The organism is Micromonospora sp. CNZ297, assembly GCF_007827625.1.
This window is the reverse complement of the sequence record NZ_VISU01000032.1, coordinates 21,652-42,404: the sequence shown is the minus strand read 5'-3', so window position 1 is coordinate 42,404 and position 20,753 is coordinate 21,652. Positions and strand designations below refer to the sequence as shown.

Annotated in this window: 20 protein-coding genes; 5 read left to right on the top strand and 15 right to left on the bottom strand. The window is 69.9% G+C overall.

All coding sequences use genetic code 11. The features are described from left to right. Positions 1–5: 5 nt before the first annotated feature. The 14 genes from FB454_RS31815 to FB454_RS31750 form a co-directional block, all read right to left on the bottom strand. On the bottom strand, positions 6–1,331 hold the full coding sequence (locus FB454_RS31815) for an MFS transporter (protein WP_145824103.1): 1,326 nt from the start codon (positions 1,329–1,331) through the stop codon (positions 6–8). Positions 1,332–1,423: 92 nt separating this feature from the next. Beyond that, complete coding sequence (locus FB454_RS31810) at positions 1,424–1,948, bottom strand: MarR family winged helix-turn-helix transcriptional regulator (protein WP_145824102.1); 525 nt, start codon at positions 1,946–1,948, stop codon at positions 1,424–1,426. Between the two features lie 192 nt (positions 1,949–2,140). Continuing rightward, positions 2,141–3,220 (bottom strand): M23 family metallopeptidase, encoded by a 1,080-nt coding sequence (locus tag FB454_RS31805; protein WP_145824101.1) that lies wholly within the window; start codon positions 3,218–3,220, stop codon positions 2,141–2,143. After that, positions 3,217–3,576 (bottom strand): hypothetical protein, encoded by a 360-nt coding sequence (locus FB454_RS31800; protein ID WP_145824100.1) that lies wholly within the window; start codon positions 3,574–3,576, stop codon positions 3,217–3,219. Before FB454_RS31800 ends, FB454_RS31805 begins: the two co-directional genes overlap by 4 nt. 128 nt (positions 3,577–3,704) lie before the next feature. Continuing rightward, the gene (locus tag FB454_RS31795; RefSeq protein WP_145824099.1) at positions 3,705–3,944 is read right to left on the bottom strand and encodes a hypothetical protein; all 240 of its coding nucleotides are present in this window, start codon (positions 3,942–3,944) and stop codon (positions 3,705–3,707) included. Continuing rightward, complete coding sequence (locus tag FB454_RS31790) at positions 3,941–4,195, bottom strand: hypothetical protein (RefSeq protein ID WP_145824098.1); 255 nt, start codon at positions 4,193–4,195, stop codon at positions 3,941–3,943. Before FB454_RS31790 ends, FB454_RS31795 begins: the two co-directional genes overlap by 4 nt. Beyond that, the gene (locus FB454_RS31785; protein ID WP_145824097.1) at positions 4,192–4,794 is read right to left on the bottom strand and encodes a hypothetical protein; all 603 of its coding nucleotides are present in this window, start codon (positions 4,792–4,794) and stop codon (positions 4,192–4,194) included. Before FB454_RS31785 ends, FB454_RS31790 begins: the two co-directional genes overlap by 4 nt. Then, a complete protein-coding gene (locus tag FB454_RS31780; RefSeq protein WP_230650698.1) occupies positions 4,794–6,644 on the bottom strand; it encodes a type IV secretory system conjugative DNA transfer family protein in 1,851 nt (616 codons plus the stop codon). Before FB454_RS31780 ends, FB454_RS31785 begins: the two co-directional genes overlap by 1 nt. Then, positions 6,644–8,224 carry a hypothetical protein gene (locus tag FB454_RS31775; protein WP_230650701.1) on the bottom strand — a complete coding sequence of 527 codons (1,581 nt, stop codon included), beginning with the start codon at positions 8,222–8,224 and terminating at the stop codon, positions 6,644–6,646. The genes FB454_RS31780 and FB454_RS31775 overlap by 1 nt, the downstream gene beginning before the upstream one ends. Beyond that, on the bottom strand, positions 8,221–9,690 hold the full coding sequence (locus FB454_RS31770) for an SCO6880 family protein (protein ID WP_145824096.1): 1,470 nt from the start codon (positions 9,688–9,690) through the stop codon (positions 8,221–8,223). Before FB454_RS31770 ends, FB454_RS31775 begins: the two co-directional genes overlap by 4 nt. A gap of 19 nt (positions 9,691–9,709) precedes the next feature. Then, positions 9,710–11,686, bottom strand: coding sequence for a hypothetical protein (locus FB454_RS31765; protein WP_145824095.1), 1,977 nt, complete (start codon positions 11,684–11,686; stop codon positions 9,710–9,712). Between the two features lie 3 nt (positions 11,687–11,689). Beyond that, the gene (locus tag FB454_RS31760; RefSeq protein WP_145824094.1) at positions 11,690–12,382 is read right to left on the bottom strand and encodes a hypothetical protein; all 693 of its coding nucleotides are present in this window, start codon (positions 12,380–12,382) and stop codon (positions 11,690–11,692) included. Positions 12,383–12,394: 12 nt separating this feature from the next. Continuing rightward, positions 12,395–12,712 (bottom strand): hypothetical protein, encoded by a 318-nt coding sequence (locus tag FB454_RS31755; RefSeq protein ID WP_123111566.1) that lies wholly within the window; start codon positions 12,710–12,712, stop codon positions 12,395–12,397. 47 nt (positions 12,713–12,759) lie between these two features. Then, on the bottom strand, positions 12,760–13,854 hold the full coding sequence (locus FB454_RS31750; RefSeq protein WP_145824093.1) for a MinD/ParA family ATP-binding protein: 1,095 nt from the start codon (positions 13,852–13,854) through the stop codon (positions 12,760–12,762). Positions 13,855–14,144: 290 nt separating this feature from the next. Between FB454_RS31750 and FB454_RS31745 the strand changes: the two genes are divergently transcribed. The 4 genes from FB454_RS31745 to FB454_RS31730 all read left to right on the top strand — a co-directional run bounded on the left by FB454_RS31745 (position 14,145) and on the right by FB454_RS31730 (position 18,751). Continuing rightward, positions 14,145–14,612 (top strand): hypothetical protein, encoded by a 468-nt coding sequence (locus FB454_RS31745; protein WP_230650705.1) that lies wholly within the window; start codon positions 14,145–14,147, stop codon positions 14,610–14,612. Positions 14,613–14,841: 229 nt separating this feature from the next. Further along, on the top strand, positions 14,842–15,648 hold the full coding sequence (locus FB454_RS31740) for a CBS domain-containing protein (protein ID WP_186461702.1): 807 nt from the start codon (positions 14,842–14,844) through the stop codon (positions 15,646–15,648). 1,220 nt (positions 15,649–16,868) lie between these two features. After that, positions 16,869–17,087 carry a helix-turn-helix domain-containing protein gene (locus tag FB454_RS31735; RefSeq protein ID WP_145824110.1) on the top strand — a complete coding sequence of 73 codons (219 nt, stop codon included), beginning with the start codon at positions 16,869–16,871 and terminating at the stop codon, positions 17,085–17,087. Between the two features lie 650 nt (positions 17,088–17,737). Beyond that, complete coding sequence (locus tag FB454_RS31730) at positions 17,738–18,751, top strand: HNH endonuclease (RefSeq protein ID WP_145824091.1); 1,014 nt, start codon at positions 17,738–17,740, stop codon at positions 18,749–18,751. Positions 18,752–19,067: 316 nt separating this feature from the next. Here FB454_RS31730 and FB454_RS31725 read toward each other — a convergent pair whose 3' ends face one another. Further along, positions 19,068–19,274: an ATP-grasp domain-containing protein gene (locus tag FB454_RS31725; protein ID WP_145824090.1), complete on the bottom strand. Its 207-nt coding sequence runs from the start codon at positions 19,272–19,274 to the stop codon at positions 19,068–19,070. 246 nt (positions 19,275–19,520) lie between these two features. Here FB454_RS31725 and FB454_RS31720 point away from each other — a divergent pair, with 246 nt between their 5' ends. Continuing rightward, positions 19,521–20,744, top strand: a complete 1,224-nt coding sequence (locus FB454_RS31720; protein WP_145824089.1) for a phosphoribosyltransferase-like protein — start codon at positions 19,521–19,523, stop codon at positions 20,742–20,744. Positions 20,745–20,753: the final 9 nt, after the last annotated feature.

Genomic DNA, 20,753 nt, shown 5'->3' with positions numbered 1-20,753 from the left:
CATCCTCACTGATGAGAGTGCAGTCGCCAGGCCGCTACGGCGGCTGCGGCGGGCAGCAGTGCGGTGAGGGCCAGCGCGGCGGCTGGTCCGTATGGCTGCCACAGGGCGGCGCAGAGCGCGGTGCCGCCACCACCGCCTACGAAGGTGGCCAGGGTGAGCAGTCCGATCGCGCCGCCGCGGCAAGGTGGCGGGGCGTGTTTGGTGGCTTCTGCGGTGAGCAGCATCTGCACGATCGCCGAGGCGGCGAACGCGGCCGTGGCGGCTGCCGCTACGCGGATCGGACCGGTGTCGACGGCGGCGTAGCACAGCGCGCCCGCGAACAGCAGGCTCGCCGCCGACAGGACGTACCGGGCAGGCAGGCGGCGGGCGGCGGCTGCGGCGCCTCGGGCCAGCGCGGCACCGACGGCGGCGCCGGGCAGCAGGAGCAGCCCGATGTGCGTGGTGCCGTAGCCAAGCTTCGTCAGCAGGTGGGGTGCCGCGTAGAGGATGGCGAACAGGCCGGCGTAGACGCCCGCACCGGTGAGCGCTGCGCGCCGAAACCATGCGGCCGACAGGACGCCGTCGAGGACGAACCCGCCGGGTTGGCGTCGGCTGCGGATAGCGAGGATGAGCGCGGTGGCTGCGGTGGCGGCAGTCGTCGCCGTGATGGTAACCGTGCTCGTGTGTTGGGCCGCGGTTTGGGCGGCCAGGAGGAGCCCGGCGGCGACGGCCGCGAGCAGTGCCGCTCCGGGCCAGTCCAGCGGCTCCCGGTGCCGGCGTGGGGTGGTCAGGGGCCAGCAGAGCGGGATTGCGGCGATGGACAGCACGGGCAGGGCGACTGCCACCCGCCACGACCAGGCCACCGCCACTGCTCCCGCCAGCGGCGCGGTGGCACTGAATACGGCTAGGCAGGCGCCGAACCGGGCCAATGCCGCCGGGCGTTGCGATGCCGGCAGGTGGGCGGCCGTCGCGAGCGCGGAGGCTTTGACCGCGCCGGAGCCCACCGCCAGCAGGATGCGGCCAGTGACGACGGCGGGCAGGTTGGGAGCGACGGCGCAGGTTAGCGCTCCGGCGCTAAGCAGCGTGACGGCGATCAGGAGGACTGGGCGGCTGCCCCACAGATCGGTGATGCGTCCGGCGGTGACCGCACCGACGCCGATGCCCACGGCGTACGCGGTGAGGATCCACGCGAGCGCTGGGCCGCTGGCGTGGAGATGCTGGGCTGCGTCCGGGAGCGCGACGGCGGCGGCGCTGACGCCGTAGACAGCGGGCCCGTAGAGGACGCCCAGCCGCCAACCGGGTCCGGGTGCCTTGGGCACTTCGCTACGGGGAACGGCCTCCTCGGCCAGCATGGTCGTCCGCCGTGTCATCGGATCCCCACCTTCGCCGCTGTCCAGCGGGCACGGACGCCGCCGAGGGGGGCGCGGCGATCGGATGTTGCCGGTCACCGGGCACCCTCCCGACCTTGGGTGGCGTCATCCGGGCGGGAGCGGGCGGCCACCACGCGCAACACGTGGGCGATGTTGTCTCTTGGTGGCATTCCTGGGCCGGCGAACAGCTCCGCCTGCCGGGCGTGCACGAGGCGTTGAAGCTCTCGTGCAAGGTCCAGACCGGCCTGCGTGGGTCTGACGACGACGCGTCGGCGGTCACGCTCGTGTAGCTGGCGGCGCACGAGGTCCCGATCGACGAGCGCGCTGAGCGTGTTGGTGAGGGTGGCCTTGGCGATGCCTACCTCCACGGCGATGGCGCGGGGCTCGACCACGCGGCGGGCGCAGATGAGCACCAGCACGTCGTAGCTGGTCCAGGTCATGCCCGTCTCCCGCAACACCGTGCGTTCGAGATGCGCGCGGACGGTGTTCGCGGTGCGGCAGAGCTGCGCCACTGCGTCCGGGCGCGGCGGCGGGACCGGTCGAGAGTTGACGGGTGGGCGGTAGACCCCTGCGATCTGCCGCCGGGTGGAGTCGCTCATCGTGGCCTCCGCAGGTGTCGCGGTCGGCGCAGGGTGTGCCGGTTGCGATGTTGGCCCTTGCTGCCGGCGCGGTCGGCCGGTGGCGGCGGTTCAGGTGTGGGCAGGCATGGATGCTGGTGCTGGTCGGCGCGCATGTTTCACCCCCGTGATGTGTGCGCTGTCGGCTGTGGTGTCGTAGTGCGAGGTCGGGCCTCACCTGCTCTCGTCGAGCGGGGCGCCGCGTTCGCGCATGAACGGCACCGGATCTGTGGAGTTGGCGTTGCTGAGGTCGCAGCGCGATCCGTCGCAGACCGCCTGGTGGGTTTCGAAGTGCAGGTGCGGGCCGGAGGAATGGCCGCTGGTGCCGACCAGGCCAATCGGCTGGCCCGCTTGCACGGTGTCGCCGACGCGTACGTCGGGGCGGCGAACCATGTGGCAATACCGCGTGCCGAAGCCGCCGGCGTGCACCAGGTCCACGTACCAGCCGCATCCGCGGGTGCTCGGGCTGCCGTCGATGTCGCAGTTGCCGGTGCCGGGGTCGCAGCCGGACCACACCACCTCGCCGGCGCTGGCCGCGCGGATGACGGTGTTGCGGGCGGCGATCAGGTCCACGCCAGCGTGGAGCCGTCCGGCGCGCGGCCCGTAGCCGCTACCCAGGAGCGCCTGCACAGGCAGGGTCCATCCCGACGCGGCCACGTTCGGGGCGGTGCCGCACACGGCGAGGCTGGCCCCGGGCAGGTCGCTGATCGTGGCGACGCCGGTCACGGCCGCGACGACCTGCTCGGCGTCCTGCTCGTACTCGCCGTACTTGTCGGGGAACGCCGAGACCTGGACCCGTTGCGCGGCGACGGTCAGTGGCAGCTGCTGCCAGTCGGGGATGCGCAGCAGCTTGTCGTAGAACTTCCCGGCAGCGTAGACCGGGTCGAGGATCTGCGCCGGGGTGCCCCATCCCTGGCTGGCCCGTTGCTGGAACAGGCCGACTGAGTCGCGGTCGCCGCGGCGCAGGTTCCGCAGGCTGGACTCGACCATGGCTGTGGCTACCGCGATGACCCATCCTCGGGCCGGTATCCCCCGCTCCTGGCCGACGGTGACGATCGTAGCCGCGTTGGTGACCTGCTCGCTGTTCCACCGGCCGATCCCGCCGCGCGTGCCCGCGCTGCTCATGGCCTGGGCAGCAGCGGGAGCGCAGGCTGCGGCCGGCGCTTCGGTGATCACCGACGCCAGCGGCAGACCGCACACCAGCAGCAGCGCAGCCACCACAGCGACGCCGACGCCGACCCGCCGCCCGTTCATCGCAAGGTGCCCTTCGGCATACCGAGAGTGGCCACCAGCCAGCGCTGGCCGTCTCGTACGCACACCACGCGCAGCACGCCCGCGTCCGTGCCGACGTCGACCTCCGCCCGCTCAGGGGTGGCGGTGACGACGCGGCCGGATGCGGTGATCCGGGTGGCGGGCACGTTGGCCGGGTCGACGGTGTCGAGCAGGTCCGCGTAGCCGGGCACGGCGTAGGGGCGCACGTCGGCGCGCCACTGGGCGGCCGGCAGGTCCGGGCGTGCCCACCGGGCGACGAACCGTGTCGCCGTGGCCGTAGCTGCGGGGTCCGCGTCGGTGGATCGGGTGGGCAGGACGCCGTCAGGGTCCGGAAGCATGTCGGCCGGCGGTGTCACGGCCGGAGGGCTGCTTGCCTGCGGGGCAGGAGCTCCGATCGTACGGCTGGCGCAGCCGGCCGCCAGCAGCATCGCAGCCACCAGGAGTGTGCCTCGGCAGCGAGTGCGGGTCATGCCTGCTCCGGGGGCTCGTGGGGTGGCGGGTCCTGGGCTGGCGGGGCGCCGAGCGCGGCGTTGACGCGCTGCCCGAGCAAACGCAACTGGTGGTGGACGTCCACCAGCACGGCACGCCGCTGCGCGGTGGGATGCCGGCTGGCCGCGTCAACGAGGGCGCCGACGTCGTCGCGCAGTTGGGTGAGGCTGTTGCTGATCGCGGCGAGCGGAACGTCGAACGAGGTGCTGGTAGTCACTCGTCGACGTCGCGGGTGTAGTCGCCGTCGAGGTGCCCGTCGCTGGCCCAGTCCAGCTCCGTGTCCCGTCGTGTCTGCTCGTCGATGTCTGTCCACTGCTGCCTCTCTTCGTCGTCGCGCCAGGTGTCGCGTGCGTCGTGGATGCCGGCGATGAAGTCGTCGAGGGTGTCGACCCCGACGCGCAGCCCGGTAAGGGCGGCCTCGAACCGCTGCCAGTCCCAAACGCTGGTGATCTCGGCTGGGTGTGTCATGTCCTGCCCCCTGTCTCCTGGGCCGCCGCCGAAGGCGTCGGCCGTGCGCGGATGTCCTCGCTGACCGCCTGGTCGGCGGTATCGGGCCAGGGCTGCGACCAGACGGTGTCCGGGCTGTGGGGGGTGTGCTGGCCGTGCCTGCAGCGGGTGGCGTCCCACTGCTGCCAGCGGGTGCGTGCGCGGTGCAGCGCCTCGTGCCACCGCAGTGGCGCGTCGGGGTCCGCCTTGGCCGAGTAGGCGTGGTGCCACGACACGGCCAGGGCGGTCAGCTCCTCTACCAGGGCCGGATGCGCCGGCCAGCATGCGCCGAGGTCCTGCGCCAGCCCGTACCGGTCGGACAGCCACCGGGTCCAGGCGATCAGCCACGCCCACAGCTCGCGGGCGTCGTCGCGGTGAAGGTCCCGCCAGCAGTGCCGTGCCGGCACGAACCCGGTCGGGCTGTCGAGAGCGTCGACGCGGTCGGACAGCGCCGTGTGGGCCTCGGCGAGCTGTTCCACCGCGCCGCGCAGCGTGTCGATCAGCCCGGCCAGCTCGGCGGTCGCGCGCTCCTGCGGCGACGCCTGCTCTGGAATGTCGAACAGGAAGGTCCGGTCCGGCATCAGCATGCTTCCCGCAGCCGGGCGGTGAAGGCGTCCTGCGCCCTGTGGAACCGGTCGGCGTCCGGTCGCTCCCACCAGGCGGGTTGCACCACCTCGACGGGTGGCATGTTGCCCAGCAGCACCAGGGCGTGCCCGGCCGGCAGTGTGCGCAGCTCCGCCAGGTCGACCAGGTGCTCCCGGCGGGTGTTCTCCTGCACGCTGGCCCGACCGCCACCCCAGGACGCCGCCGAGGACAACTCCTGCACCTGCCCAAGTAGCGCCTGGGCGTCCTTGAGCGCGTTGACGTCCTGGGTGCCGCCCATTACGAAGCGGGCGTTCGCGCCGTCGCGCAGCGCTTGGCCGCCGTCGCGGCCCCACCGTTCTTCCAGTTGGTGGGTGTTCTGACAGGCGATCGACAGGGCGATGCCGGCGCCGCCGCCCTCGGATGCCAAGGCGGGCAGCGACGGCAGCGGCGCGATGTTGGTGATCTCGTCACCGATCAGGTACAGGCAGGGCTCGACCCGGCCGCCTGGTGCGAGGAAGGACCGTTGCAGGGCGCGGTAGATGATGTCCTCGGCGATGGCGGCGAACAGCGGCGCGATCAATGCCTGCCCGGCGCGGGTGCCGACCAGGTAGAGGGTGCCGGACTCGTCGAGCCACTGCTCGGGATGGAACTGCTGCCCGCGCGGCGGTGAGCACGCGTGCAGGATGCGGGGATTGCTGAAAGCGTCGAGTGCGCCGAACACCACCGACTGGATGGCGTCGCGGCTGCGGCCCGTGGTCTCGCGGTGGAACGCGAGCCGGTCGGCCCACACGGTCTGCCCGTGGTGGCGCAGGATCCGTTCGGCGCGCGGGTCGGAGGGGTTGGCTGCCCAGCTCGCCACCTCGGTCATCGTGGCGCGCTCGTCGAGGGCGGCGGCGTGCAGCAGGCCGCGGATGATCGACGCGGCCTGGTCCTGGAAGTATTGGCCGTTGTCGACGTTGCCTTTGAGGCCGGCGCCGGCGGCGAAGCCTTTGGCGCGTAGCGCCGCGATGTCGGGGTCTTCCGCGCCGTCGATGGGTGACCAGCGCAGTCGCGGCACTCCCGGCACCTGGCCCTGCGGCTCGAAGATCCACGTCGGGCCGACCTCGGCGCGCAGGTCGTAGGTGACCGATGCGACATCCAGCCGGGTCGAGGTGGAGATGACCGCGCCGCGGGCGTCGGCGACCCTCGGGATGATGTAGCGGCTCGTCTTGTTGGCGAACCGGGCCGCCCCGGCCAGCAGTTCGGTGTACTCGTTGGCCAGGTACAGCGGCTCGCCCGTCAGGGCGTGGTGGCCGAGCAGCCGGGCCACCTCGAGGGGGTCCGCGCGGCGCCGCTGCTTCACCGTCACGGTTTCGGGTGGGTCGGCGTCGCGGATGGTCAGGCCCGGCCGCAGCACGTCGACGCGGCGCAGCACCGCCTCGGCCGTCACCACCCGGTCGAGGTCCTTACGGCCGGCGAAGCCGCGCCGGCGTACCCATCGCCGCGCCACCCGCATCGTCACCGCGCCGATGCCGACGACAGTGGCGCTGAGCAGGACGATCCACAGCCCGTACAGCAGGGGCGCTGGCGGCAGCGTGTCCCGGGCGGCGGGCGGCCACGCCCGGGCCGGGTCGCCCGGGTTGGTGACGAACCGTAGGGCGACGCCTGGGGCGTCGGCGGGTGAGCTGTCCGGCCAGGCCGCGTGGGTGAGCAGCCCGCCGGCCTGCCCGGCGAGCCACAGCGTGACGGTGCCCGACAGCACCAGCAGCGCCGCGATGCCCGCAAGCGCCAGTCGGGCCAGGATGTCGGCGCGGGCCATCCCTCGGCGGGGCAGTCGGTGTCCCGGGGACATGAGTGAGCTGGCCATCACCGCACCTGCCCCACCACGGCCTGCTCCCCCGGCGACGGCACCCTCTCTGGCTCGGCACCGGGGGTTTGCCGCATCCGGCTATCGGTGTCGACCATGCGCCGTTCAAGCGAGGAAAGCTGGTGCTTGACGACGTAAGAGCGCAGCCCGACCTTCCACAGCCCGACACCGCGGCGCAGGTGCAGCAGGAGGTTGGTCTCCACGTCCGTGGTGCCCAGGAACTCGCGTGCCGCCTCCAGTGAGCCCGGGGCCTGTCGGTAGGACACCCGCACGCCGGTGTCCTCGATCAGCCCTCGGGCGATGCGGACCTGCTCGGAGTCGGCGCTGCCGCTGGCCGACAGATCCGTGAAACGGTGGAAGGCCAGGATGTTCGCCGTGCCGAGCGCTCGGGCGAGCTTTAGTTGCTCGCGCATGCGCCTCATCAGCCCGAGGTGGCGGCTGACCAGCGCGAACTCGTCGTACAGGCAAACGCGGGCGGGGGCGTTCGGGCGAGTCAGCTCGGCCTCTAGCCACGACTGCGCGCAGGTCATCGCCATCGCGGTCATCTGGTCTGATGCGCGGACTGCCCGTAGGTCCAGGATCGCGCCCGGCTGGTCGAAGTCGATCGCCAGCGTCGACGCGGCTGGGGCGTCGAAGATCCCGCCGAGCGCGCCGGTGATCAGCCGTTCCAGGGCCAGCCGGACGCGGCGGCTGTCGGCGGTGAATTGGTCGACGTCGTAATGCACCCCGGCCAGCCGGTGCGCCCACCGGGACGGGTCGCCCATCGCGGTCAGGACCCGCGACAGGGTCGGGGTGGCCATCCGGTCCGGGCTAGTGCCGTCGTCGGCGCGGGTGACCGCGTCGAGGGCGTATTCGACCAACGATCGTTCCGCCTCGCTCAGCGGCCCGCCGAGCTGAATCTCCAACAGCCCTTCCAGCAGCAACAACCTGCGTGCCCGCTGGATCTGCAACCACTCCGCCTCACCCTGATCGGGCAGCCGGCGGATGCCCGCCAGAGGGTTCATCACCACGCCGGAACCGGGGCCGACCCGCACCGGCTGGATGCCGGCTACGTCGGCGAGAGAGTCGTACTCGCCCTTGACGTCGACGATGTAGAACCGCACCCCGAACGGGATCCCGCGGAACGCGATGGTCTTGAGCAGCGACGACTTCGCCGACCCGATCTCCCCGGTGACCACCATGTTGGGGGCGCTGAGCACGCCCGCTCGATACAGCTCGTGCACCGAGAACACGAACCCGGCGCGGGAGTACACCTCCTGCCCGATCAGCGGCCCGTCCACACCCAGGCCCGGGTCGGCGACGAACGGGTACACGCTGCACAACTGCGCGCTGGTGGTGACCAGCGGCGGAAGCCGCAACCGCCAGAACACCCGTCCCGCGGCCCGGCCAAACGCCCCCCGCCCGTCCACGGAGGGCGGGCCCAGCAACTGCTCGGTCAGCCGCCGCAGCACCCGCTGCTCCCGTGCCAGGTCCGCCTGCGCCGCCGCGAGGTCGCGCCGGGCGGCGGAATCCGCGAGGCGCTGCGACCACGACCCTTCCCGGCGTACCCGGGGCTTGTCGTTTCTGCGTGTGCGGGTCATGCGAACCATCCCCGCATCGGCTTGAGGCCGCGCGCTAGGGGCAGCGCCCCGGCCACGAATGCTTGGTCCTGCTCGCCGTAGAGCACGACCGCCTGGCAGCCGCACCGGCCCAGCACCCGCCTGACGGCGCGCACGTCGTGGCGCAGCTGTTCCGGGCTGTCGGCCGTCACGGTGACCAGCACGGCGTACCGGTAGCGGACGTGCCCGGCGGCTTGCTCCCGGTCGATCTGCTCGACCGCGCGGGCTTCCTCGTCCTCCCGGGCGGTGCGGACCAGGCGCATCCGCCGCTTGGTCACCTCGTCACCGGCGCGGGCGACCTTGTCCCGTCGCGTCGCCAGTTGCGCCAACTGCGCCGGCACCGGCTCAGCAACCACGGCGACGGTGCGCCGGCCGACGGTGCGGGTGAACAGCGGCGTCATCCACGTCATCGGCACCGGCTGGCGGGGCATCTCGTACACCCACAGCGTCTGCGAGAAACCGGAGTCGTGCCGGTACGACGACCAGCCCACCGTCTCCGCCGCTACCGGCCCCGCCGTGTGCGGCGCCACCTCCAGGTCGGTGTCCTCGGGGTCGAACTGGCCGCGTAGCACCGCCGCGTACTGCCGTGGCGTCAGCCAGCCTCCGGTCTCGATGCCGGCCTCGCGTACGGCCGCCCGCACGCCCGTGAGCTTGTCCAGCACCACCGTGGCGATGGCGGCGTCCGTGCCGCCCGCGTCCGCGACCTCTCCGGACAGCTTCCGCACGTCGAACACCACCGTCAGGAACACGTCGTGGCGTTGCGTGCCGGGCCCGGCTGCCGCAGTGAGTTCCGCCAGCGACCGGTACGCCGCCGTGCCGGTGTCGACTGCCTGCTTCGCGAGGTACCGCTGTGCCCGGTTGCTGACGTCCGGCACCGCCCTCGCCGTCAGCGACCACCGCGCAAGGCCGCTGTCGGCGTACTCGGTGCCGAGTAGGTTCGCCACGTCCGCCCACGCGGTGAGCCGCTGATGCTGCACCGATGTGTCCGCCAGGACGAGGTTGCTGCCCGCGCACGCCAGCGTCGCGGTCACGGTGCCCTCCCGCCGGTGGTGCAGCAAGCCCACCTCGGTCAGCCCGTCTGCGGCCACCGCCGGTAGCCACTGGTAGCCGGCCGCCGGGCCGGGCATGTGCAGATGCTTCGTGCCTGGGTTCGCCGCCCACACCGCGCCGCGGTAGCGGTCCTGCCGGGCTACCCGCTGCGCCAACGCCCCCGCGACGATCGGCGTCCACTCGGTGACTCGGCGACCCCGGATCCGCAACAGCCCCACCGTGAGCAGCAGCACCGCCGCCAGCAGCAGACCACCGGCGGCGCCCTGCCGGCCGACCGCCAACATGTTCGCGGCGATGACCAGGCAGATCACCCCAGCCACCGCCGTGCCGATCTGCCCCCAGGAGAAGCCCAGGATCGACCCGCGGGTGGACCGCGGAGGAAAGTGGAACTGAGTCACGCCCTACTCCTCTGCTCGCCTAGACGGGCACGATCGGAATCTCGGCGGCTGCACCGGCAGCGGCGGCACCGCCCTGCCCGCCCGCCTGGCCGGCAGCCGGGCTACTGCTCGTCGGTGTCGCGCCTCCATTACCGGCCTCGTCGACCGGTGGCAGCCCGGGGCTGCCGCCAAGACCCGGCGCGCCGCTGCCACCAGGCGGTGGGCCGCCTGCGACCGGGGCATCAGTTCCGGTGAACGCGGTTGCCTGCTCGCGCGCCCCCTGCGGGGTCACCGGCAGCGCGCCCTGCTCGCCGGTGGCGTCGCCGGGCAGCGTGAGCTGGCCGTGGGCCACATCGCCCTGCGCTGTGCGCGAGTCGCGCTCCACCCCGGCGGCCTCGTCGGCGTTCTCGCCCCCGCCCTGCTCGCCACCCGCCTGCCCGGCGGGCTCGCCGAACTGATCACTGTCCCCCCGACCGTGCAGAGCCTCGACCGTGTCGGGTAGCCCGGCGAGCGCGCCGACTGGCCCGCCGGGGTTGGTCGGGCTGGTGGGGATGGCCTCGGAGTTGCCCCGCATCAGCGACGTCGCGTCCATGTCGCCACCGCCGCCGCTCAACGGCTCGGCCAAACGCCGCGAAGCGGCGTCCATCCCCACCGCCGTGGCCGCCGAGGTCAAGAAACCGCGGGCATCAACATCGGCGAGGTAGCCGTCCCACATGCTCGTCAGCCGCAGCAGGATCCACGGCGCGAGGACCATCAGCACGATGATGAACAGGCCCCGCAGCACGTTGACCACGTTGTCGCTCTCGTAGCTGGTGCGGGTGCCGTAGATCCAGAGCGCGGCGATGAAGAACTTGCTGCTGGCCAGCGCGTTGCAGGTCCAGAACCACTTGCGGCCCCACGTACGGGTCTCGGCCATGACCTGGCCGGTCATCGCCATCGCCCCGAACAACGCCGCCCCGGCGGCCAGCAGCGACCGGAACAGCAGCATCACGAACACCAGCACCAGCCCGATCACGCCAACGATCGCGACGATGAAGGCCAGCAGGATCGTGCCGGTATCGGCGGTGAGCGTGTTGAGCGCGTCGACCCACATGCTCGGCTGCCAGTCCCGCTGCTGGTTGCGGGCGATCAACGCCACCGTCGCCTCGTCCCAGGCCGCCATCAGCAGATACGCGATACCGCCAGCGAACGCGATGCCGAACATCGCCCGAACCAGCCCGCCCAGGCTCGACAGCGGCCCAGGTCCACTCAGCCGCAGCCCGTTGATCGCCGTCGAGAGCACGAAGACCACCAGCACCACCACGATCAGCACCCCGCTGATGTCGTTGTAGACGCCGTAGAACGGTTCGTCGGCGACGGTGGAGGACTGCGTGAACACCACCTCGGCCAACTTGCCCAGCGCCCACGCGAACCCTGCGACGGCAACGTCGGCTAGGCCCTCGAAGCCAGTGCGCGCCGCCTCCTTGACCTGCGCTCCCACCTTGCACGACACGTCCACCAGGCCACATTCCGACGACGGCTTGAGTGACGACGACGCCACTAGCACCGGGCGTAGCGCGCGGCAGCGGTCCGCTTTCGCCTTCCACCGCTCGGCGTTCGCCTGGTCCTTCGTTGCCTTCGTGTCCAGGCGCTCGCAGCGCACCGGCTGCTCACCGGCGGCAGGCAGGCGCTCATCAAGCACCGATGGCGTGCCGTCCGGCGGCGGTGACTGCACGGTCAGCGTCACCGCGTCGCAGCGTTCCTGGTCGGCGGCGCTGGCCGCCGCGCTGCACACCGTCGTCCAACCGTCGCCCGCCTGCCACCGCACCCATGGCAGGCACCAATTCACCTGCGGCTGTGCCAGCGGCTCCGCGCCGCTACCAGGCCGGCCATCGACTGGAGGTGCGGGGCAGGCCGAAGCCGACGGCGACGGGACCGGCGTCGGAGCCGCCGCAGCCCGTCCCGCAGCAGTCAGCCCGACCGTCGTCAGCGACAGCACCGCCAGCAGCAGCCGGAGCATCACGGGCACCACGGACATCGGTCACACCGTCCCCGGCGCCCACGACCGCGCGCTGAGCACGTCGACGAGGGGCTGCATGTCCCGCGGTCCGCCGTCGCGGCGCGCACCGCGCTGATCCGGCGGCGGCACCGGCGCCGGACGCTCCGCTGTCACCAGCCGCCACCGGCCCTGCGACCACCGCACCGTCACCGACTGCACGTACCAGCCGCCCGCCAATCCGGTATTCGGATCCGCAGGGCTGCTCGTCGTGGCGCCGCTCAAGGTGCAGACGAGCATCCGCACCGACACCTCGCGGTCCTCGGGCACCACCGCGTCGAGGTCCGCGTCAGGCACCCAGATCCGCGCCACGACCGTCTGCGAGATCGTCTCTCCGTGCGCCGCCGGCCCCACGAGGGCCTGCACCGCCGATCCGGCTCCCTCGGCGGCGATCAGGTCCAACACTGCCTGTCTGCCCGTCGCATGCCGCGTACCGGCAGAGGCCAGCGCCTGCGTGTACGCCGCCGCCGCGTCCCCACCTCCGCGAGGGGTGCCCGGGAAACCCACCGGCACCCCTGCCTGCACCCGCTCGGTGTACCGCGCGGTCACCTGCCGCTCCGGCGTACTCGCGCGCCCGGCGGCGAACACCGCCACACCGGCGAGCGCCACCACGACCAGCACTGCAGCCACCATCGGCATCCGGCGGCCGGTGGTGGGCTTAAACTCCGCTCTGCTCATGGCCGCCACCTGCTAAATCTCGGTGAGCAGGAACGCGATGATCGACGTGGCTGACCCGACAACGATCGCCACCAGGCCGGCTTTCCACATCATCGACTTCCCGCGATCACTGATGATGTGCGCGCCGAAGATCGGGCCGATGCCGAACGCGATCGCCCCCGCCGCCAGCCCCGCCACCGCCGAGATCACACCGAGGAACAGCGCGGCGTTGGCCAGCTTGTAGAACAGGTCCGACCGCGGCACGGCCGACGGGTCCGGGCTGATCCGGCTGAAGTCGAAACCATCACCCGACGGCTCCGGCGTCGGCGTCGGCGCCAGCAGCGCCGTCACCGCCGGGGCGCGCACCGTCAGGGCCGCCGCAAGCTGATGCAACACGATTAGTCCTCCCCGTTTGAATCCGGCGATCCAGTGCCGGAGAATGCCGCGGGCTCGACCGGGCACCGGTCGATCACCGCCGCGGCGACCTCGGTCAACGCCGACCGAGTGGCCTTACTCAGCGCCCGCGGGTCAAGCGGATCCGCCCGCGCAAGCCCCGGGTCATACGGCACCCGCACCAGTGCCGCAGCAGCCTGCCGCGCCAACTGCTCCACCGCCCGCACCTCGCGAGCCACGGACGGCGAGGTCGCCATGACCACCACAATCGCCCGGTCCGGCACGTGCACCAGGCCCGCCCCGCGCATGTGGGCCAGCAGCCGCAGCGTGTGCTGAACCCCGTCCACCGTCGCCCTCGACACCAGCACCGGCACCGTCGACCAGCCCAGCGCCCGCCACGTCGACGTGCTGTCGGCCGTCGGCAGATCCAGCAGCGCCAACCGGTAGACCGAGCGCAGATGGCCGATCACGCCGAACATCTCCGGCCACGTCGGTGGGCGCCGCTGTGCGGTCAACTTGCTCTCCCCGACCAGCACCCGCAGCCCCGTCGGCCCTACCTGCGTCAACCGCTCTGCGGCCCCGATCTCCGTCAAACCGGCATCTGCGGCCACCGCGTCCCACACCGTCGACGAGGTGCGCCGGGCCACGCGATGCTCCAGGCCACCCCACGCCCGCAAGGTCGCGTCGACCGCCACCACCGGATCGGGAACAGCAAGAGCCAGCAGCGCGCCGAGCCCGACGGTCAGCACGGATCGCCCGACGCCGCCGTCCGCTGAGGACACGCACACCAGCGGACAGCCCGACCGCAGCGACGCCGCCCGACACCACAGCGTCTCCACCCGCCTGCCGGCGCCGAACTCCCGCGGGATCTCCCGCACCGCCGCCTCACCGACAAGGCGCGGCCCCGAAGGCACCGAGGCCAAGGCCCGGGCCGCGATCTGTTCGGGGGTGGGAGCCGGCGGGAGGGCCCTCTCCCTGTCCGCCGGCTCCCACTGCCCACCGCCGCGCCCGCCGGAAGGCGCACGGGCGGCGAGCTGTTCGGGCTGCTCGTCCGATGGACCTTGCACGTCCGCCTCCCCGTAAGGCTTGCCGTACAGCACTGACCGACGCCAATATCGACGCGGCCGGTCCCCCGTTACTGTCACGACCTGGACGCTGACCAGACGAAGCAGGCCCTACAGCGACGACGTGTCCCCTCCTACGCCGCCGCCCGCGTGCCGGGATGCCATCTCGCGTACGGCGACCCGATCCGCTACGCTCCAGGCAACTCCAGTTCGGGTTCAACCGAACCGCAGTTGCAAGCGCGATACCGAGAGCTAAGCACAGGTCACAGAAGAGCGTCAACCGCAGTTTTTGTTGTGGCCAACTGTGGTTGGAGTTGGGGGACTCCATGAAGGACACACCAGCCGACCAGGCCGAGGCCGCAGCCTCGCACCTGATCCAAACGAGGCTCCGAACCCTCTTCGAGGCCAGCACCGAAGGTCGGCCACCCTACACAGAGGCCGAGGTTGCCCGGGAACTCACCAAGGCCGGCCACCGCATCACCGCCGAAGGCATCCGCAACCTGCTGCGCGCACCCCGAATCAACCCCAAAGCATCCACGCTCCGCGCGCTCGCCCAGTTCTTCGACGTACCCGCCGGCTACCTCCTCGGCGACCAAGAAGAGCCCGAAGAACACAGCCGACGCGTCCGTGTAATGGCGCGATCTATCACGAAGCTCTCACCCGCCGCCCAAGACGGCATCGCGGTGATCATCGACAACCTTCTGCAAGTGGAGGAGACCGCCCGAGGGGGCGACAGCAGGACTCCAAGCCACCGACCTGGCCCTGACCAGGAACCAGGCAGCTCAAGGCAATAGCCCATTTGCTTGGGTCCCTCGCAGCCGGCGACGTCGGCCGCGGCCTGCGTCCAGCCTCGCCAGTCCCAGGAACGTCCTGGTCTGCTCGCAGCGGCCGTTCAGATGCTCGGTCCACCGTACTGAGCGGTCGACGGGCGGCGCGTGCCCTGGAATTCTTGGCAGCAGGCGCATGAAAGCGGACGCAATGCGCCGGATAGAGTCGCCGTCGGATTCGAGGAGGCACGGCCGCGTGGGTGGCGCAGCATTCGACGTGTCAACGGCCGTGCTCAGGACGCCGGGATTTGCCAGGGTCGGCCAGCTTGTGCCCGACGACCAGGATCTGCTGACCGTCCCCGTGGGAACGAAAGTCGGGAGCGCGCTTGATGTGATGCGTGCGCACGACTACGACCAGCTCCCGGTCGTCACTGCCGCGCAGCGCGTGATCGGCGTCTTCACCTATAGGTCGATTGCCACAGGGCTGCCGCTCCTGCGCAACAGCGCCCTCAATGCGATGGTAGAGGACCACTTGGAGGAACTTCGGTTCGTCCGCTCGTCGCAAGAGCTCGGTGAGGTGCTCGCCTCCGTTGAGCAGGGCAATGCTCTCCTGGTCGGCGACGAGGACCGCCTACTCGCGATCGTGACGCCCGCGGACGTGAGCCGCTTTCTGTGGCACCGCACGCGTCCCTTCGTACTGCTGCAGGACATAGAGCTCGGCGTACGCGACCTGATGCGCTCGGCCTGCGACGCCGGCTCCCTCCCCGGTCTGATCGCGGCTTCGGTCCCGGCCGATCCCGGTCGCGCGCGCAGCCGACTGGAGGATCTGACGATGGCCGAGCTGCTATCAGTGCTACTGAACGGCGAGAACTTCGGCCGCTTCTTCCGTCTGCGCTTCGGCAACAATCGCGATCTGGTTCGGAGCACCCTCGACCCCGTGCGCGAGATCAGGAACAAAGTTTTCCACTTCCGAGCCGAGCCGTCGCCCGAAGAGCTGGAAACCTTAGCTGCGGCGCTGACCTGGATCCGTCGCCGCGTGATGATCAGAGGGGAGGCGAAGTGACCGCTCTGCGCCTTGACCACCGGCAGTTGCTTGACAGGCTCCGCGACCCGGCGTGCCCCACACGGGGTGTCGTGGTGGCTCCGCCCGGCACCGGTGCTCGCCTACCGCTCCAGATTCACCTGGCGGAGATCGCGCCAGAGTCGCTCTGCCTTGTCGTGGCCGCGAACCAGACGCTCGCCGCACAGTGGGCCGCACGCCTGGAAGCGGACAGCGTCGAGCCTGTCGTCTTGCTAACCGGCGCCAATGCAGCACTGGCGATTCTCGAGGAACTCGATGTGCCGAGGAACGGCGTCATCGTCACCACGCACGCGTCGGTTCAGCACAAGCTCAGCGGCGAAGCACTCTCGTCAATGGAATTCGAGCTCGCCATCTATGACTACCCTCTCGGGCCCCCTTTCGCCGAGACAGCCGAGTCGCGCCTCAGTGTTCGCCGGACCGTCACGCTTGTCGATCGGCAAGAGGAAGCTTGGACAGGCCTTCCGGTGATCTGGCACATGACCATGCAGGACATGGTCAACAAGGGGTTGATAAACGCAACCCGCTTCTTCTACGAGGAAGAGCCGGACGAGCGTGAACTCCGCGGCGCCGCAGTGACTGCCCTGGCGGAATACGCACGTAGCAACGGCACACCCCTGGTCTTGCCGAGCGACAGCTTGCCCGAGCTGCACTCGCGGCTCCTGACCGCCGCGGCCGGCACTTCCCCGCGAGATGATCTGGCAGACCGAATGTGGAATGTTCTCGACCGCATGGACGCCTTCCCCGGCCCCGACTCGCGATTGCAGGCTCTCGACCAAGTTCTGGATGGAGCGCTTGCTATGAACGCGCGATGCGTCGTCATAGCGCCGACGACGACGGATGCGAGTTACATCGCCGAGCACCTAAACGGCACGACCAGAACCCCGCGCGCGGTCATCGGCAACAGGATGCGCGCCGACGACCGCCGATCAGCAATGGCCTCTGTTGGTCCGGGAGAATGCGTAGTCGCCACGCCCGTAGTGACGCCATCCGAACGCTGGCCCGAAAACACAACTCTGATTCTGTGGCCAGCGCCATTCAATGACCGACTGCTGCCGAGCCTCGCCCTGCCCGGTCCCGGTGTCAGGGTCGTCGTGATAACCGACTCTGTCCGCGTCGAGTCAGCGGCGGCCTCCGTGGCACCGCAAGAGTTCATGCCGGAGATCAGCGCCCGAGGGTTCTCGTCCAACACAAACGCGCAGGCTATTGCCGTCCTAGCACCGACGGCGAAGGGGCGACGCCTGATCGGAAGTGAACGGCAGGCTCTCGCTGGAGAGCTCGTAAGGCGCTACACCGCAGGCGAGTCGATCCGAACGCTCGCTGAGGCAACCGGCCGTAGCTACGGCTATATCCACCGGATCCTCACGGAATCAGGCGTGCAACTACGGCAAAGAGGGGGCGCTAGAAGGCGGAAGAAGGCCTGAGCCAGGATCCACGTGGGCGTCACGGACTCTGGCGCCAGAAGTCCACTACGACCAGCGCGGCCGGCCCGGACCCGACTCGGGCCGGCGGTTCGCGCCACATCACCGAGCTGACCGGCGTGGTGATCTGATCGAGGCCCTGCTACGCCAGCTCGCGCACCTCCTTGCTCGCCGTCCTGGCCGAGCCTGTCAACCAACAGCGGTATCGCTTCGGCGCTGAAGGGCCGACCGCTCGCCGGCCTGGACCGTTCCGGACACCACGGCGCCGACAACCTGGCTGATCGAACCGTCGGCGGCGACCATGTGGACCTCGCCGCGGATCCAGCGGCGGCGCCGGAGGACAGTGCCATCTCTCCATCAGTCGGACCCTCGCTCCGCACTCTCCCGCTCTGCCCGTCACGAAGTGGGCGTATTGCCAACCCGTCGCGAGGCCTGGGCATGGCCGAGCCAAGTACACGCATTGTTCTCGGTGTGGGAGCCCTCTTGCAGGTAGTTTCGAGGGTCGCGGGTGGCGTTGCGCGTCGTTGGGGCGGCGTAGGCTCAAGCAAATGAATGAGATGCCCTTCCGTAGCACTGTCGAAGGCTGTCGCGCAGAGCCTGGTGGCGGCCACGCGGCCGCCAGCATCGATGGCGAGCAGCCGGGGTGAGCACTGATGACTAGGCGGTTGCCCCGGGGTGAGGTCGGCTACGGCCGCGACGGACCCAAGCTGCACACCGCGCTGTTCGAGGTTTGGGACGGGCGCTGCCACTCATGCTGGCAGTCCAAACTCTTTATCGACACCCAGGTTGATCACATCATCCCCCGCGGCATCAGCGATGCTGACCTGCGGGAGGCGATCCGGCGCCACGGTCTGCCTGCCGATTTCCACGTGGACCGGCCCCGCAACCTCGCGCTGATCTGCGGCGACTGCAACCGCAAGAAGAGCAACCGCGTGTTCCCCCAGGCCCGGTCGTACACCGAGCTGCTCGATACCGCACTGAAACACGAACGCGAGGTAATCAGGCTGGTTCGCCAGCAGGCCACGGCCAACGCCGTCGCCAAGAGCCTCACCCGTGCGGCCACCGCCAACCTGCACGATGATAGAACCCGGGACGCCTTCTTGCAGCATGCTCCAGCAGTGGTGCGGTCACTCGCTTTGCTCGACGAGGACAAGGTTGACTTCCTCGCCGACCGCAGCTTCGTCCTCGACGAACAATGGCCCGTGTCGCTTTCGCTTGACGCCTGCGGGCGCACCGTGCAAACGATCGTTGAAAAAATATGCGGCAGCACCCTGACTGACGTAGCCAGTGATGGCCTCACCGATCTGGTATCACGAATCAAGGACGATGTCGAGGCGGCTTTCCACCAGAAGGGCTCCGAGGATGCGTCCTGGACTCCTGTCGACATCAATTATCTAGCGCTCACCGTTGCGATCACCAACTTCGGCCGCCACGGCGACCATCTCAAGGTGGATTTCAAAGGCACCTGCGACGTCGAGTTCATCGCCGCCGCTGCACAGAGCAACAAGTGGGGTGACGACTTGGTTCAGCTGGACGCCTGGGGCTCCGTTGACTGTGAATTTGCGCTGTACGTCACGTGGAACCTCACCGTCGGCGACAACCCGTATGGACGCGTCACGCATACGATTACCAACTCGTACAACAGTCTTGAGGTATCGCGCTCGTGAGGTTATCAGCCAGACCGAGCGGCGCGATCTAATGATATCCGCCGGCGGCTGGCCAGCATGCGACTCTGCACGCGCCTGCTCCCCCGATGCGGCGCCCCGCGGCAGTCTCATCAGCTACTTGAGGACGTGCTTAGCGCTAGACTCAGGCTTACTCTTCGATTAGCAGCGGCACGTCATACACCGACGCATCTGCCCGGTGGCCTGGCGGTGCGCGGTATTCGTTACCTGCTGTATTCGCCAGCCCAGCATGAGGGGCTCTGGCCAGTTCTCCTGAAGCCGGCAGCTGATCATGAGGCCTGGCCACCGGACCGCTCGGTCAGCGGCAGATCCGTGCACATAATCCAGCTAAGCGGAGCAGCCGGTCTGACCATGACGCCGTTGCGTGATCTACTATTTCCTCGCGTTCAGGCCTGTGATCGGGCTCGGCAGCCGCGGTGATGCGCGGCCGATCGCTGACCTGGCCGTCTCGGACCTCGACGATGCGCCACTGGCCATCCTCATGTCGCGCGAGATCCGCAGTCACGAGAAGGCTCGCGCCGGGGCTTCCACGGTCGCCATCCGACTATCCAGTTCAGATAGAGCCGTAGCGACCCCACCGCTTACGCACAGTACGAGGCCAGGCCGCACCTGTGCGGGCCGAGTGTGCGTCCGATCATGATTGCAAAAGCTGACGGACCAGCGGCATTGGCGGCAGCGGGTTCCGCTAAAAACAGGGTGAGGTCAACCAGCCCTTCCAGCCGAGCCGGTAACCCGCAAGTAGTCTGCCGTCATGCAGGCCAGCCGAACCGCCGCTGGACAGCGGTGGCTGACGAACTTCACCGAGCAGGAGCGGGGGGTCGCCGCGCTGCTGATCGACAGTCTACATTTCGTAGACGACGCGACCGTGCGCGCCGGGCTCACCGGCGCGCTGCACGCTGCGGCCTACGAAAAGCCAGCGGCGTTGGTGCCGATCAGGGACCTCGACGACTTCGGTCTTGGACCCTCCCTGTCCTCACTCCTGCCGACCGCCTTCGAGGACTTCGACCCGGTTCAGGGCTTGTTAGGAGCACCCGGCAGCGAGGCCCTCGCCGCAAACCTACTCAGGAACGTCGCGTTCAAGGATCCGTCGTTCCTGGGACCGGCCAGTTCGCTGGCGGACCTGCGCGACCGCAGGTGCCGCTCCATCGTCTTCGTGGAGGACTACTCCGGATCCGGCGGCCAGTGCCTGAAGTACGTCGGTTCGTGGCTCCGCAACAAGACCATCAAGAGCTGGAAATCCTATGGATTCATCAGGGTCCACGTACTGCTCTACGCGGCCTCCGCGGAGGCGTTCGAACGCATTCGCGCCGATCCCCGGATCGCCAGCGTCACTGTCGTAGAGCAGGCGCCCAGTCTCGGCTATGCCGGTTGGTCGCCCGACCAGGAACAGGCGGTGCGCGCGCTGTGCGTCAAGTATGCGCAAAGCAAGCTCTTCGCGTTGGGTTTCGGGGGCAGCGGCGGCCTCATGGTTCTCCAGCACACGATCCCGAACAATCTTCCCCACATCCTGTGGCAGACGGGACGTCGCAAGCGTTCCGCCGGCGCCTGGGAACCCTTCCTGCCCGATCGGAAGTTCCCGCCCGACCTCATCGCCTTCGCTGCCGAACCGCACCGGCCCGAAGCGGACTACCTGTCGGCGGCAGAAAGGCTCGGCGGCTCGGCGCTGGCGGCTGCGGTCGCACGCACGACCGAGAGTGACCTGCAAAGCCTGATTCTGACGTTGGGAGCCTGTGCCGGCGGCACGCGCCACACCACCCGCCTCGTCGCCGAGACCGGTATGCCGAAGGCGAAGGTCGAGCACGCTTTGGCCACGCTCCACCGGCTCGGAATGACCGACGAGCAGAACCGGGTGACCGATGAGGGCTGGCAGGAGCTGCGCCGTCGACAGTGGAGGCAACGCGGCTCGCGTTTCATGCTTCAGGGCCGCGCCGAGCCGTACTATCCTCGGTCGCTGAGGAGAGTCGAGGATGTTTAGCATCCAGCG

Coding starts and splice junctions, on each gene's coding strand:
- FB454_RS31815 (WP_145824103.1), bottom strand. CDS start 1,331: ATGCTGGCCGAGGAGGCCGTTCCCCGTAGCGAAGTGCCCAAGGCACCC.
- FB454_RS31810 (WP_145824102.1), bottom strand. CDS start 1,948: ATGAGCGACTCCACCCGGCGGCAGATCGCAGGGGTCTACCGCCCACCC.
- FB454_RS31805 (WP_145824101.1), bottom strand. CDS start 3,220: ATGAACGGGCGGCGGGTCGGCGTCGGCGTCGCTGTGGTGGCTGCGCTG.
- FB454_RS31800 (WP_145824100.1), bottom strand. CDS start 3,576: ATGCTTCCGGACCCTGACGGCGTCCTGCCCACCCGATCCACCGACGCG.
- FB454_RS31790 (WP_145824098.1), bottom strand. CDS start 4,195: ATGACACACCCAGCCGAGATCACCAGCGTTTGGGACTGGCAGCGGTTC.
- FB454_RS31785 (WP_145824097.1), bottom strand. CDS start 4,794: ATGCCGGACCGGACCTTCCTGTTCGACATTCCAGAGCAGGCGTCGCCG.
- FB454_RS31780 (WP_230650698.1), bottom strand. CDS start 6,644: ATGGCCAGCTCACTCATGTCCCCGGGACACCGACTGCCCCGCCGAGGG.
- FB454_RS31775 (WP_230650701.1), bottom strand. CDS start 8,224: ATGACCCGCACACGCAGAAACGACAAGCCCCGGGTACGCCGGGAAGGG.
- FB454_RS31765 (WP_145824095.1), bottom strand. CDS start 11,686: ATGTCCGTGGTGCCCGTGATGCTCCGGCTGCTGCTGGCGGTGCTGTCG.
- FB454_RS31760 (WP_145824094.1), bottom strand. CDS start 12,382: ATGAGCAGAGCGGAGTTTAAGCCCACCACCGGCCGCCGGATGCCGATG.
- FB454_RS31745 (WP_230650705.1), top strand. CDS start 14,145: ATGAAGGACACACCAGCCGACCAGGCCGAGGCCGCAGCCTCGCACCTG.
- FB454_RS31730 (WP_145824091.1), top strand. CDS start 17,738: ATGACTAGGCGGTTGCCCCGGGGTGAGGTCGGCTACGGCCGCGACGGA.
- FB454_RS31720 (WP_145824089.1), top strand. CDS start 19,521: ATGCAGGCCAGCCGAACCGCCGCTGGACAGCGGTGGCTGACGAACTTC.